Annotated in this window: 12 protein-coding genes; 10 read left to right on the plus strand and 2 right to left on the minus strand. The window is 40.5% G+C overall.

Annotated elements, in window-relative coordinates:
- Positions 1 to 105: 105 nt before the first annotated feature.
- On the minus strand, positions 106 to 630 hold the full coding sequence (locus LM917_RS17045) for a type 1 glutamine amidotransferase domain-containing protein (RefSeq protein WP_232698909.1): 525 nt from the start codon (positions 628 to 630) through the stop codon (positions 106 to 108).
- A 231-nt stretch (positions 631 to 861) separates the two neighbouring features.
- Here LM917_RS17045 and LM917_RS17050 point away from each other — a divergent pair, with 231 nt between their 5' ends.
- The 10 genes from LM917_RS17050 (at position 862) to trhA (ending at position 13,198) form a co-directional block, all read left to right on the plus strand.
- The gene (locus LM917_RS17050; RefSeq protein ID WP_232698830.1) at positions 862 to 1,962 is read left to right on the plus strand and encodes an AbrB family transcriptional regulator; all 1,101 of its coding nucleotides are present in this window, start codon (positions 862 to 864) and stop codon (positions 1,960 to 1,962) included.
- 169 nt (positions 1,963 to 2,131) lie between these two features.
- A complete protein-coding gene (locus tag LM917_RS17055) occupies positions 2,132 to 2,470 on the plus strand; it encodes a YbbN family protein (protein ID WP_232698831.1) in 339 nt (112 codons plus the stop codon).
- A gap of 38 nt (positions 2,471 to 2,508) precedes the next feature.
- Positions 2,509 to 3,294, plus strand: a complete 786-nt coding sequence (locus tag LM917_RS17060; RefSeq protein ID WP_232698911.1) for an ABC transporter ATP-binding protein — start codon at positions 2,509 to 2,511, stop codon at positions 3,292 to 3,294.
- Positions 3,295 to 3,297: 3 nt separating this feature from the next.
- The gene (locus LM917_RS17065) at positions 3,298 to 4,920 is read left to right on the plus strand and encodes a hypothetical protein (protein ID WP_232698832.1); all 1,623 of its coding nucleotides are present in this window, start codon (positions 3,298 to 3,300) and stop codon (positions 4,918 to 4,920) included.
- A 70-nt stretch (positions 4,921 to 4,990) separates the two neighbouring features.
- Entirely contained in the window at positions 4,991 to 6,421 is a 1,431-nt protein-coding gene (locus LM917_RS17070) for a SpoVR family protein (RefSeq protein ID WP_232698833.1), read from the plus strand.
- 717 nt (positions 6,422 to 7,138) lie between these two features.
- On the plus strand, positions 7,139 to 8,509 hold the full coding sequence (locus LM917_RS17075) for an FAD-binding oxidoreductase (protein ID WP_232698834.1): 1,371 nt from the start codon (positions 7,139 to 7,141) through the stop codon (positions 8,507 to 8,509).
- 868 nt (positions 8,510 to 9,377) lie between these two features.
- Positions 9,378 to 9,638, plus strand: coding sequence for an HPr family phosphocarrier protein (locus LM917_RS17080; protein WP_232698835.1), 261 nt, complete (start codon positions 9,378 to 9,380; stop codon positions 9,636 to 9,638).
- 26 nt (positions 9,639 to 9,664) lie between these two features.
- Positions 9,665 to 11,398, plus strand: a complete 1,734-nt coding sequence (gene ptsP / locus LM917_RS17085) for a phosphoenolpyruvate--protein phosphotransferase (RefSeq protein ID WP_232698913.1) — start codon at positions 9,665 to 9,667, stop codon at positions 11,396 to 11,398.
- A gap of 395 nt (positions 11,399 to 11,793) precedes the next feature.
- Complete coding sequence (locus LM917_RS24650; protein ID WP_232698836.1) at positions 11,794 to 12,420, plus strand: C40 family peptidase; 627 nt, start codon at positions 11,794 to 11,796, stop codon at positions 12,418 to 12,420.
- A gap of 127 nt (positions 12,421 to 12,547) precedes the next feature.
- Positions 12,548 to 13,198, plus strand: a complete 651-nt coding sequence (gene trhA, locus LM917_RS17095) for a PAQR family membrane homeostasis protein TrhA (protein ID WP_232698837.1) — start codon at positions 12,548 to 12,550, stop codon at positions 13,196 to 13,198.
- 167 nt (positions 13,199 to 13,365) lie between these two features.
- Here trhA and LM917_RS17100 read toward each other — a convergent pair whose 3' ends face one another.
- Complete coding sequence (locus LM917_RS17100) at positions 13,366 to 13,776, minus strand: YjdF family protein (protein WP_232698838.1); 411 nt, start codon at positions 13,774 to 13,776, stop codon at positions 13,366 to 13,368.
- Positions 13,777 to 14,169 lie beyond the last annotated feature (393 nt).

The raw sequence follows: 14,169 nt of genomic DNA on the forward strand, positions 1-14,169 counted from the left end.
AATGTATGGATGAAAGAGGTTAAGCGAAGTATTATGATCCAATGAAAATATAAAGAAAGCGGATGCCCGAAGAGGACTCCCGCTTTCAATGTATTAGATAAACATTTATTTTGTTGCTAGAACATCTGCAAATGTTTTTGCATAGGCAGGCAGGTCAGGTGGTCGACGGGAGCCGATGATATGTCCATCCACCACTACTTCCTCATCAATCCAGACTGCTCCGGCATTTTCGATGTCATCCTTGATGCCAGGAGTGGAGGTAGTTTTTACTCCTTGTAAAATCTTTGCTGATGCTAGAACCCAGCCAGCGTGACAGATATGACCAATTGGTTTTTTAGCTTGATCCATTTCTTTTACGAAGGTGAGTACCTCCCCGTAACGACGAAGTTTATCTGGCGCCCATCCTCCAGGAACGAGCACACCATCGTAATCTTTTGCCGCTACATCAGACATTGCTTTATCAGAGACGCAAGGTACTCCATATTTACCTATATAGGTTTCACCAGCCTTCGGTCCGACCAAATGAACGGTAGCTCCTTCCTCACGCAGGCGATAAACGGGATACCATAGCTCTAAATCCTCGAAATCATGTTCTACAAAGCAAACTACTTTTTTCCCTTGTAAGCGCATAGGTAGCTTCATCCTCCTTTTAGACTTCGCAGTACCTTTCCATTTTCTCTATCTATTGTAGCATGCAACGTTAGGAAAAGAGACTTTCTGACATTATGTAGAACATCCTTATATAGTAAGGAATAGTTGACAAGATTCATGATTTGTGTAAGAGTTGGGAATTATCTTATATTTTCATTTAAGCTTAATGTACTTCTTGGTTCATCAAACTGAAAGTTGCGAGGAATGTATATGTATTTATCAGAATTTTTAAAACGAACAAATAAATGGCCTAGGCACTATGTTCACATTTTTCTCGTTGTTACATCTGCGATTAGTGGATGGATCTTCTCCAATACAGGCATCCCCCTTGCCTGGCTGATAGGACCACTGATTACGGTTGTCCTTTGTATCTTGGGTGGAATGGAAAATCTGATGATCCCTGTCTGGTTTAGACGAGGTGCTCTTATCGTAATTGGTGCTGCACTTGGACTGAAAATTACCCCTGATATGGGAAAAGCGATGATGGATCACTTGGGACTCATGCTGACCACGACACTGATTATGATTATGTTTAGTCTCGTCACAGCATGGATGCTTCATCGGAAACAAAAGGTGGAGCAAGTTACAGCCATTTTCAGCAGTATCCCTGGTGGCCTGTCAGAAATGATTAGTTTGGGACAGAGCCAAGGAGGTAATCTCCAGATTATTTCCATGTTTCACTCGATTCGCGTTATGATGATTGTTCTTTTAAATCCTTTTTTAATCACTCTATTGCCGTTACAAACAGGCGGCGGGATGATCAGTGTCGCGGCTTTGAACCAGATTGTGCTAGCGATTCTACCCACGATCGGAATAATTGGATTAGGAGCAGTGGGGGCTTTTCTTGCAAGGAGAATCAAGATTCCTTCTCCTTACTTGCTTGGCTCTCTCTCTGTGGTGGCTTTATTATCGTTAACTAGTTTTGAGACGGGAACCCCCTATACGTTTTCGGATATTCTGATGAATACGGCCCAACTCATATTTGGGATTAGTATCGGTGGAGAGTGGAAGAGAGCGGAAGTAATTAAAAATCGCGTTATGTTTTTCTATGGATTCATGTATAACATGCTCCTCTGGCTGTTTAGCATTGTTGTAGCTGCTGCTTTGGCGTATTTTACAGGAATACCGTTTACGACTTGGCTGTTGGCCGCAGCCCCAGGCGGACTAGCAGAAATGAGTGTAACAGCACTAGAAATTGGTGCTGACGCCTTATTTGTTACCTCTTTTCAGTTGTTTCGTATTGTTTTTATTGTTACGATCTTTTCATTTTGTATACGTTGGTACCTTAAAGGTACGGCGGCTAAAGCATAAGAATCAAGGCAAGGTGCATAAACTCCTTTTTCTGCTTGTCAGGGAAAGGAGTTTGTGCTTTTCGTATCTGTTCTATAGATGTATGTATCAAACAATATGATTTGTAAAATATTTGCTATTTTCCATCTAATTCTTCACAATAGAAGTAAATCAACAGGGGGTGCTACGTATGAAAAGATTGATGAACATCCAAGAGTTAGAATCAGTACTGGAGCAGCATGCAATAAACCTGTTCGTAATTAAAGCAGAGCAGTGCGGTGTCTGTGAGGCGGTGCAAGCGCAGCTTATCCCCATTTTAGAAAATCATCCAAAGATAAATGCAATCAGTGCCTACATTAACGATGTACCAGAACTGTCTGGGAAATACCTCGCTTTTACAGCACCAGTTGTCTTATTGTTTGTAGAAGGAAAAGAAGTGTACCGTGCAGCACGATTTATTCAGATGGAAGAGCTGGTACATGTTATTAAACAATGGGAAGAGATGCTTGAGCAAGAGGTTGATCACTAGAAGGAAGTAGCGGAAAGGATGATTGGGTGTCTAAAGATATCACAAGGAAAGAAGTACTCTCTTTACGGGATTTGAGAATAAGTTTTGGCACTAAACATGTCTTACAAGGCATTGATCTTACTGTCTATGAGGGGCAAATTATCGGCTACATCGGTCCGAATGGTGCTGGTAAGAGTACAACCGTTAAGATCATGCTTGGTCTTGTGCAAGGGTACACGGGAGAGGTGACTATCTTTGGTCAGAACATAGCGCAGGATGAGAACAATTCCTATAAGGGGAGAATTGGTTATGTGCCAGAGGTAGCAGAGATCTATGATAGCCTAAGTGCCAGTGAGTACCTTACCTTTGTAGGAGAATTATATGGATTGTCCTATGAAAAGGCAGAAGAAAAAGCGAACAGACTGGCAACGCTCTTTGGCTTGCAAGATGTCTATCATACAAGAATTGCTTCATACTCAAAAGGAATGAAGCAAAAAGTACTGTTAATCGCCAGCCTACTACATAATCCGGACCTGCTTTTCCTTGATGAACCGCTAAGTGGACTAGATGCAAATAGTGTCATGATCGTTAAGGAAATCATGGCACAGCTGGCTGCCGAGGGTAAGACTATTTTCTACTCCTCACATATCATGGAGGTTGTGGAGAAGATCAGTAACAGAATTATCCTGATAAATGGAGGACAGATTGTAGCAGACGGTACATTTGAGGAGCTCCAAAAGGACAGTAAAGAAGGTACATTAGAACAGATTTTTAACCAGTTAACTGGGTTTCACGAACATCAGCAAATGGCAAAAGAGTTTGTTTCCATTGTACAAGAGGTGTAGACCATGAAAAATTTTACTACACTACGCATTTTGGATCGGTTTCGCTGGATTTTTGAAAAGCTGGGGATTGAGTACGAGATCATGCGAAAAATTGTTCAGTTGAAGTTGACGATGGATCAAAGACGTGTCCCGACCGTATTTGCTAATCAGACATCTAAAAAAACAAAAGAGAGAAATGTTTTTCTTCAATCGCTATGGGTGTATATATTTATTGGTTTGTTTCTTTCCATTTTTATGGGGGGAGAAGAGTATCTTTTTCAGATGACCATTTTTTTTAGCATTGCAATGTTCATGGTAATGATGTCCATGATTTCAGATTTTTCTTCTGTGCTACTTGATACGAGAGATAACCATATCTTACATACGAAACCGATACATCCAAGAACAATTAGTGCGGCAAAAATCATCCATGTCACGATTTATTTGTTCTTTATAACCTTCTCGCTTACGTTCATCCCCTTGCTTGTAACAATCTTCAATCAGGGTGTTCTGTTTTTTCTCGTACTGGTACTAGAACTTATCTTCATGAATTTCATCATTATTTTACTAACGGCTTGTTTTTATCTGCTGGTGCTTACATTTTTTGACGGAGAAAGATTGAAGGACATGATTGCCTACATTCAAATTGCCCTCTCGATTATTCTCACGATAGGCTATCAGTTTGTAGGTCGTTCGTTTCGTCTGAGTAATATGGACATCGTCTTTACACCAGAGTGGTGGCAATTTTTGCTACCTCCTATCTGGTTTGGATCTTTGTTTGAGGTTATTTTCCAGGGCGAGCGTCATTTGTTTTTGCTGATATATGCAGTGATGGCTATAGTTATGCCGATACTCTTCATTATGATATATGTTCGTCTCATGCCTACATTTGAACGCTCCATTCAAAAGCTATCAAGTAATAATGGTATACCGAGAAAACAGCGCAATCGTTTTTCAAACTGGTTGGCAAGACGTATTTGTACGGACAGAGAAGAGCGGATTTTTTATGCATTTACACTAAAAATGATGAAAAATGAAAGGGAATTTAAGCTGAAAGTGTATCCTAGCTTAGGTTTGGCGTTAATCTTTCCTTTTATTTTTTTGATTCCACAAATTAATGATGGTTCTCTTCAGGAAATCGGGTCAGGTAATAAGTTTCTGTTCGTTTATTTCAGCATGATGATGGTATCTAGCATCCTGTTAATGTTAGGAACTTCTGAAAAATATAAGGCAGCATGGATTTATACAACAACCCCTATCAAAAGTGTAGCTTCGATTTATCGTGGTGCTTTGAAAGCCGCGCTTGCTCGCTTGGTTTTGCCAGTTATGTGTTTTAATATGCTTGTTTTCATTGTGATTTTTGGGATGAGGATTATCCCTGATATGGTAGTTATTTTTTTGCATACCATTCTGTTTACGGTCATTTGTTCTACCATCTATAACAGAGAAATACCTTTTTCACAATCAGCCGAGACTTCCAAGCAGAGCACAAACTTTGGGCAATCCTTACTCGTATTAAGCATTGCAGGTGTTTTCGCTACGTACCATTACTTGTTATTGAAAGTCGATTATGCGATCTATCTCAACATGGTTCTAATGGTGGTCGTAAATAAATTTGCCTGGAAAAAAGTCTTTCAGAAGTTCTGATTGCATATTCTGATAAATCTTTTGCACCATTACCCATATATATGGAGTAGAAGGCAAAGGAGGAGTCAGAATGAATTGGGAGGAACAACGGAAACTGGAATACGCCATCGATGAAATTACGGAGATTGCCAAAGGCTTTGGTCTTGATTTTTACCCGATGAGATATGAGATATGTCCATCAGATATTATATACACGTTTGGTGCTTATGGAATGCCGACGAGGTACTCTCACTGGAGTTTTGGAAAATCCTTCCACAGAATGAAGCTTCAATACGATCTGAATCTGAGTAAAATTTATGAGCTTGTCATCAATTCGAATCCCTGCTATGCGTTCCTATTGGATGGAAACAGTCTGATTCAGAATAAACTGATTGTGGCGCATGTATTAGGACATTGCGACTTTTTTAAGAATAATTCACGCTTTCAAAATACCAATCGCTTTATGGTGGACAGCATGGCAGCCAGTGCAGAACGTATCAGACAGTATGAGATCGAGTATGGAAAAAAAGAGGTAGAAGAGCTGTTGGATGCGGCGATTGCGATCCAGGAGCATATTGATCCACGGTTAATTCATCCGCATAAAGAGCGACAATCACAATATGGGAACCGTTCATCCAGGGTAGCCAGTTCAGGTAAACGAGATTCTCCGTATGATGATTTGTGGAGACTAGACCCTGAGGAGAAGGTGAAAGGTAATGATCAATCATTAGAAAAACACCGGTTCCCAAGTGAACCAGAAAAGGATTTATTATGGTTCGTACAGTCATACAGTACTCATCTTGCAGAATGGCAACGAGATGTCTTAACAATCATTCGAGATGAGATGCTCTATTTCTGGCCTCAGTTGGAAACGAAGATCATGAACGAAGGTTGGGCTTCCTACTGGCATTGCCAAATCCTCAGAGAGCTGGACCTGACCGAGGATGAGACAATTGAATTTGCCAAACTACATTCTTCCGTCATCCAGCCGTCCACTACCAGTATCAATCCATATCACTTAGGACTTAAAATGCTTGAAGATATTGAAGAGCGTTATAACAATCCAACTAGGGAAGAGCAGGAACGCTTTGGACGGGAGCCAGGAAAAGGTAGAGAAAAAATCTTCGAGGTACGTGAGCTGGAGGGCGATATTTCCTTTATCCGTAACTATTTGACGAAGGACCTGGTCACGAAGCTGGACCTTTATACATTCGGCAAGCAAGGTAACGATTGGGTAGTAACGGAGAAGCAGTGGGAAACTGTGCGAGACCAGCTGGCACTATCTCGCGTAAATGGAGGCTTTCCTTATCTGACTGTTCAAGATGGGGATTACCTGCGCAATGGAGAGTTATATTTGAAGCATTCATTCGAAGGACTGGAGCTGGATGTGAAATACATCGAGAAAACACTTCCGTATGTGTATCATATTTGGGGCAAAAATGTTCATCTGGAAACGGCGCTAGATAATCGACCACTGGTATTTAGTTATGATGGCAAGAAGGTGCATCGCAGATTTTTGTAGGAATGGTTATAATGGAGTGCCCGTCAGAGTAGGAGATTCTGGCGGGTTTTTCATAATGTTAGAAAATGCTTAATTTAATGACTACTGTAGTGGGTATGCAGAAGAAGCACATTTTTTGTCTGTGAACTCGTTAAGGTCCCGCAAGGGAGTCATGACCGTCCGCTACTGGGCAAAGAGTGCGGAAAGTGCAAAATGGTGCAATTGCTACGTAGTGTCTCATGGGTTGCACTTTTGATTCCGCACTCTTTACCCAGTAGCTAGGTAGGACCTTAAATAGTTCTGGACAAAAAATGTGCTTCTTCTGCAAAGGGGTGCAATGAAAAAAATACAAACAACTCCAACAGCCTGTAAAAACCAGCTTCTCTTTTCACACAGAGCGTCTTGGCGAAGCCCATCCTAGCGGAGCACTGTTCATCGGGAATAAGAAGCGAAACCCAGCAAGTCTTACAGTGAATACATCGTTTTGAGCTTCCCCGGTGAATAGTGCGGAGCGGACAGTCCACCCCCTTGCGGGGCGAAGACTCTAGCGATGGGTGAAAAGAGAAGCTGGTTTTCTCCACTATAATGGGAAGAAGACAATCTTTATAACTTTTATTGAATCAAAATATTGAAAGAACAGAGTAGTGCTATAAAATTTCTGAAAATACAGACACAAAAACAAGCTTCCTCGTTATAATGAAAAAAAGAAATCTATACACCAATGACGGAGGTAATCAAATGTCTTTATATGATAATCTTTGCCGTATTCTTACAAAAGATCAGGTATCCATTAGTGAAAGCGTTCTGGAATTACATAGTAAGGATGAGTCCTATCATACGCCAATCACACCTGATGTAGTGGTTTTTCCTGAATCAACATCAGATGTGAGCAAGATATTGCAGTTTGCCAATGAACACGTGATTCCGGTAGTTCCCTTTGGGCTGGGGACGAGTCTGGAAGGGCACGCGATTCCAGTTTATGGGGGAATCTCCGTAGATTTTCAACGGATGAATCAAATTCTAGAGGTGCGTCCCGATGATTTATTGGTTCGGGTCCAGCCAGGTGCAACACGTACTCAGCTTAATAAGGAGCTTAAAAAATATGGGCTCTTTTTCTCCGTAGACCCTGGTGCTGATGCGACATTAGGTGGAATGGCAGCGACCAATGCAAGTGGGACTACAGCTGTACGATATGGTGTCATGCGTGATCAGGTACGGGATATGGAGGTTATTTTGGCGAATGGAGACATCATACATACAGGGGGGCTTGCAGCTAAATCATCTTCTGGGTATCATTTGAACGGTTTGTTCGTTGGTTCAGAAGGTACGCTAGGAGTAATTACGGAGCTGACATTAAAGCTATATGGCATACCGGAAGAAGTGATGGCGGTACGCGCCTCCTTTCCTGATGTGAAAAGTGCGGTGCAAACGGCTGTAGCTATTCTGTCTGTAGGAATCCCTGTTGCAAAAGTAGAGCTAGTCGATCCACTTTCAATAATAAAAATTAATAGCTATAAACAAACTGCCTATGATGTAACCCCGACATTGTTTCTTGAGTTTCATGGAAATGTAGCTGGATTACAAGCTGATGCAGAGTTCGCTAAAGAGATTGCGATGGAGAATAACTGCAAACACTTTGATATTGAGCTGGATTCCAAAGGCAGAGCACAGTTATGGGAAGCACGACATCACCTCTATTGGGCTTTTGCACATTCTGTTCCTGGTAAACAAGTAATGACAACAGATGTCTGTGTACCCATTTCAGAACTGTCTGGAGCCGTGGAAAATGCGCAAGAAATTGTGCAACGTTCTGGACTGGAAGGGGGCGTTCTGGGGCACATTGGTGATGGTAATTACCATACTCTTATCATGCTAGACCCGAACAATCCTGAAGAATTAAGAAAAGCAGAAGATGTGAACAATGAGATTGTGCAATATGCATTAATGAGGGGTGGCACTTGCACGGGTGAACATGGAGTTGGATTAGGCAAAAATAAGTACCAAGAGCAGGAGCACGGAACGGCATTTCAGGTCATGAAGCTGCTGAAACAGACCTTTGATCCTAAAGGAATTTTAAATCCTGGTAAAATATTCTCCAGATATTTTTAATTATTTTAAAATAATGGATAGTTTCTTCATGGGCTAATGAGGAGGTAACCAGAGAATGGTTACCTTTTTACATTCACTGATAATATTTTTTCCTTCATTATAATAGGTGCATGCAACGTAATCCTGATTACTCATGAATTGCATAAAGAATGTGCAATAATATCTCGGTTCAGTCCCCTTGTTGCACAAATGTAAGTGAGGAGTTCATTCCTTGCTGATCCAAAGGTACGGTCTATGGATCAACTCAAGGATGAGACAATAGAAAAGCTTGCGAAATAAAAAGGAAACTTTTAATAAAACATCATACACATTGCAAGTAATATAGGCTTTGCATAGCCCATACAATGCGATTCCTTCAAAAAAACGAGTTCTTTCCTATTTAATATAGAAACAACGAGAATTGAATTGATTGCAATCAATTGCACAAAATAAGAGCGAGTTGTATTTAGTGCAAAAATCGTACTGTAATTGCACAATATGCAATAAGAATGAGGGAAGTCTATTTTGCGGATTCTAATGGACGATAATGTGTTACGTATCTTACAGTTGCTAGTAGTAGATACTAGATATTATCGAGAAAGAGCAATTAGAAATGAAGATAAAAAATGTTAATGAAAAAATATTGCGTCCTGATAAAAGGGCATGCATAATAAGGTACAACATCACCCTTACCAGATAGAAAAATCAGGAAAAGGGATTCGAAGGGAATAATAGACGGTAAAAACTCTTGGTTTTTCCAATTTTATTTCCATATGTCTTCAAATCGTGTCAATTTTTTTATTGACATTGATAACTTATCTGTAGATTAATATACTTATGATGAAAGTTACAATTAACTAAAATAACAATAAAAAAGGAGCAATATACTATGTTGACAAAAACTTGCACAATTCAAAACCCTTCTGGTCTACATGCTCGTCCAGCAACCATGTTTGTTCAAAAGGCAACTTCTTTCTCTTGCGATGTAAACCTAATCAAGGGTACTAAAAAAGTAAACGGAAAAAGCATCATGGGTGTAATGACTCTTGCTGCGAAAAAAGGCGACGAAATCGTTCTTGAAGTAAATGGTGAAAATGAAGCTCAAGCTCTGGAAGAATTGGGAACAATTCTAGAACACGACAAAGACTAAGACATAAAAAGATAACAGAGGAGTGGATTTCTTTGCTTTGTAAAGGTATTGCAGCAGCTCAGGGTATCGCAATTGGCCATGCATTCGTAAAAGTTGAACAAACCCTCTCGTACACACGCACTACTCTAGAAGCAGATCAAGTTGCAGCTGAAGTGGCTCGTTTGAAAGAAGCGGTAGGAAAAACCATTTCCCAGCTGGAAGCGATCAAACAAAAAGCTTCAAAAGATATTGGGGAAGCTGAAGCAAAAATCTTTGAAGCTCATCAATTGATCATGAGCGACCCGGAATTTATTGGAGCTATTGAGAGCAATATTGAAAGCGAAAAAATTAATTCTGAATCAGCGTTGGAAGGCGTAAGCAATATGTTCGTGGGCATGTTTGAAAGCATGGAAGACGAATACATGCGTGAGCGCGCAGCTGACCTGCGTGATGTAAGCAAACGTCTTTTGAAAAACTTGCTTGGCATTGAAGATTCCTTGCTAGGTGACGCTACAGAGGCTGTTATTCTTGTATGTCATGACTTGACGCCTTCTGATACAGCTCAGTTGGACAAGGATCAAGTAAAAGCGTTCGTTACTAATATCGGGGGACGCACTTCTCACTCCGCTATCATGGCACGTACGATGGAAATCCCTGCTGTTACAGGTCTTTCTGACATTACTGAAAAAGTTAAATCTGGCGATATGTTAGTCGTTGATGGAGAAACTGGGGATGTATTCGTTAACCCTGATCAAGATCTGATCGCTAGTTATGAGCAAAAATTAAAAGAGTTCCATGAGCAAAAAGCTACATGGGCAAAACTAATCAACGAGCCATCCGTAACAAAAGATGGTCACCATGTTGAGCTAGTGGCCAACATTGGTACTCCGCACGATGCTGAAGGTGCTGACAAAGCAGGTGCAGAAGGTATTGGTCTGTTCCGTACAGAGTTCTTGTACATGGGACGCGATAACTTCCCTACTGAAGAGGAGCAATTTGAAGCATATAAAGCGGTTGCAGCTACTATAGACAATAACCGTCCAGTTGTCATCCGTACGCTTGATATCGGCGGAGATAAAGAGCTTCCATACCTTGATTTACCACACGAAATGAACCCATTCTTGGGTTACCGTGCAATCCGTATTTGTCTAGATCAGGTTGACCTGTTCAAGACCCAATTACGTGCATTGCTTCGTGCGAGTGCATTCGGAAATATCAAGATCATGTACCCAATGATTGCTTCTCTGGTTGAATTGCGCCAAGCGAATGCAATCCTTGAAGAAGTAAAAGAAGATCTTCGTCAAAATGGCATTGCCTTTAACGAAGAAATCGAAGTAGGGATGATGATTGAAATTCCTGCTGCTGCAGTAGTTGCTGATCAACTGGCAAAAGAAGCAGACTTCTTCAGTATCGGTACAAACGATCTGATCCAATATACAATGGCCGTTGACCGTATGAACCAACAAATTTCTTACCTGTATGATCCGTTTAACCCTGCTGTTCTGCGTCTGATCAAGAATGTAATCGACGCAGCTCACAAAGAAGGTAAATGGGCTGGTATGTGCGGTGAGATGGCTGGTGAAGAGTACGCATTGCCAGTTCTACTAGGCTTTGGTCTGGATGAATTCAGTATGAGTGCTCCTTCTATCCTGCGTTCCCGTCACTTGCTGACGCAACTAAGCATGGAAGAAATGAAAGCGGCTACCAATGAGATTTTGAATTTGGCTACGGGTGAAGAAATTCGCGCGTATATCAAAGAAAATATTTTGGACAAGCTGTAAGAATAGTAAACAGGCGTGTGAGGATAACTCATGCGCCTGTTTTTGTGTGTACTTTAGTGTAGGCAGAAGAAGCATCATTTTCGACTTGCGTACTGTTTACCCTCCCGCAAGGGAGAAGGACTGTCCACTACACAACACAGAGCGAGGAAAGTGCAAAAAGTAGCGACATCATGGTAGATAACTCATGGGTTGCACTTTTTTCTCCTCGCTCTGTGTTGCTTCGTTCAGCTGGAGGGTAAAAGGTGCTCTGTCGAAAATGATGCTTCTTCTGCTCAGGTTTTGGATTACACAAAAAAGGCACAAGAGTTACACAAGCCTGTTCTGGAGAAAAAATAATAAACATTGATAAGTAGGACATGCTAAATAAAAATTGCTTGAAAAAGGAGTAGAATAGCGTGTCCAACAGCAATAGGTGCATTTCTTTGCATGCGTCTAAGCAGTTTGTAAGCCGTCGTTGTCAGAAGTGGTTTCTCTTTTTATTAGCTGGTAGTTTGAGTTGGAATGTGTCGGGGGCTGTGACTTTTGCACATGATCTAAATAGTCCTGTTAAAGAAGAGAAAGAAACGATAGTCAGAAAAAGCATACAGACAAAAAAGGCAGAGCAGTGGAACGAACTACTGTTGGCAAGGCAAATAGAACAAAAACGAAATGAAACAGTGAATCGCCTGATCTCAGATACCTATACCTATATGGGAGTTCCTTATGTGTGGGGCGGTGAGTCACCTTCTGGATTTGATTGTTCCGGTTTCATTTATTACATGTATAACAAACACGGGATCCCTACTGAAAGAACAACTTCTGCGGTACTATACACAATGGGTAAGTGGGTTCCTATAAAACAACTACAGCCTGGTGATCTTGTCTTTTTTGCGTTAAAAAAATCTAAACAGGTATCTCACGTTGGATTTTATGTAGGTAACAACAGATTCATTTCAGCGACCTCTTCCAAAGGAATACATGTTTATTCACTGAAAAATAGCTACTGGGGCCCAGCTTATGTAGGAGCAAAAAGAGTTTACTAGGCAATCTGATTATAAAAATTATGTAATCTAATTATGACAATTATATAATTGATCTATCCCTATCGTTCTTCTAGTGTTAGAATGAAGATAATAAATAGTTTCACGCATCAAGGGATGGAGGTAATGTATGAAAAACTTTTGGAAAATGAAGGATCCAGTAAGTACCTGGACACATTTCATTACGTTTTTGGCGGGAATTGTTGGTTTAGTATTCCTGATTGTTTTATCTCTGGGTAGCATGTCAAAATTGATTACAATGACGATTTTTGGTGTAAGTATAATATTATTGTATGGTGCTAGCTCTATTTATCATTGGGTGAGAACAACTCCCGATAAGGAACTGATTTTGAAAAAAATTGATCATATCGCCATCTACATATTAATTGCTGGCTCTTACACACCAGTTTTTTATTATGGTCTGACAGGCTGGTGGAAATGGAGCATGCTGATTGCGGTATGGGTTCTTGCCATAATTGGCTTGTTCCTGAAGATCTACTTTATCAATGCGCCACGGTACGTTTCCACGATTTTTTACGTGACGTTGGGCTGGATTGCAGTGGTTCCGTTTGCTCAATTGGTTCATAATTTGCCGATGGGAGCAATTGTGCTTACCGTTATTGGCGGTGTGATGTACACTCTTGGTGCTGTCATCTATGCTACGAAAATCTTTGACTTTTTCCCAAATCGATTCGGGTTTCATGAGATATTCCATTTGTTCGTGATGGCGGGTACGGGTATTCATTTTGCAATGATCATGAAATACTTTGTACTTGGATAGTGTGATTGTTACTTCCAAAGGCTTTGTTAGCTTTTCGTGTTGATTTTTGGACAAAAGAAAGACCGCCTTATCGTAAAAGGCGGTCTTGAACTATCAATCCCGTTACCACAACAAAAAAGACAAAAGCAAAATCAATGTAAAAAATCGGGGGTTACCCGATTTTTTAATTACCTTCCACGATGTTTATCTTTCGCTTTTTGACGTTTTATTTCTCGCTTTCGTTCTTTCATTTCTTCCCTTTGTTGCCTGGAAAAAGTTTGTTTTTCTTTTTTTCTTTTCTCATATTCCAACTTGAGAGTTTCTTCGGCATGAGAAGATATACCTTTATTTTTCAGTTCATCAGCCACTCGTCTTGCAAGACGCTTTGGGTTTACTCTCCGCTCATTGGGAGTTTTTCTATTGATTTCTTGAGACAATCTGTTTGTTAAGTCTACTATCTGTCTCTGGATAAACTCCAGAATTTCAGAATCATTTGGTTCAGAACCAAATACGTACCTACCTGCTCTCAATTTCCCTTCATGAACTTCCTCAACAACACCTACCCAAAATTGACCATCATAATACACTGTTAGCTTCATAAAATCCCCCTCTAATCAAACATTGGAACAATGGACATCCCGAGGGGGGAAGGTTACTGACATTGAATCCCCAAAAAGGGCTCAATGCGTCTGGACTACCAACCAGACTGTGTTTTTACGTTCCATCTTTTTATTATACAACAAAATTCATTTTTCACGTAACTACCCGTTAGTATAATCCAAGTAGATGAAAACAACATTAATACCAATAATCCATTGTAATCAATCTTTTTGTCAAAGCTACATTACACGTGGTTGTTATGTGTAAATGGATTATTTTTCCACACACAGATTATGCCTCAGAATAAACCAGTTATTGCAAATTGAATAGAGACATGATATTGTTATTACGTTGCGGAGAAATACCTATATCCGTGGAGCATTTCGCGAGTA

It is taken from the genome of Brevibacillus daliensis, from assembly GCF_021245735.1.
GTDB lineage: Bacteria > Bacillota > Bacilli > Brevibacillales > Brevibacillaceae > Brevibacillus_B > Brevibacillus_B daliensis.

What these genes read in the sequence shown, in the direction of transcription:
- LM917_RS17045 (WP_232698909.1), bottom strand. Translation starts at nt 630, where the DNA reads ATGCGCTTACAAGGGAAAAAAGTAGTTTGCTTTGTAGAACATGATTTC.
- LM917_RS17050 (WP_232698830.1), top strand. Translation starts at nt 862, where the DNA reads ATGTATTTATCAGAATTTTTAAAACGAACAAATAAATGGCCTAGGCAC.
- LM917_RS17055 (WP_232698831.1), top strand. Translation starts at nt 2,132, where the DNA reads ATGAAAAGATTGATGAACATCCAAGAGTTAGAATCAGTACTGGAGCAG.
- LM917_RS17065 (WP_232698832.1), top strand. Translation starts at nt 3,298, where the DNA reads ATGAAAAATTTTACTACACTACGCATTTTGGATCGGTTTCGCTGGATT.
- LM917_RS17070 (WP_232698833.1), top strand. Translation starts at nt 4,991, where the DNA reads ATGAATTGGGAGGAACAACGGAAACTGGAATACGCCATCGATGAAATT.
- LM917_RS17075 (WP_232698834.1), top strand. Translation starts at nt 7,139, where the DNA reads ATGTCTTTATATGATAATCTTTGCCGTATTCTTACAAAAGATCAGGTA.
- LM917_RS17080 (WP_232698835.1), top strand. Translation starts at nt 9,378, where the DNA reads ATGTTGACAAAAACTTGCACAATTCAAAACCCTTCTGGTCTACATGCT.
- trhA (WP_232698837.1), top strand. Translation starts at nt 12,548, where the DNA reads ATGAAAAACTTTTGGAAAATGAAGGATCCAGTAAGTACCTGGACACAT.
- LM917_RS17100 (WP_232698838.1), bottom strand. Translation starts at nt 13,776, where the DNA reads ATGAAGCTAACAGTGTATTATGATGGTCAATTTTGGGTAGGTGTTGTT.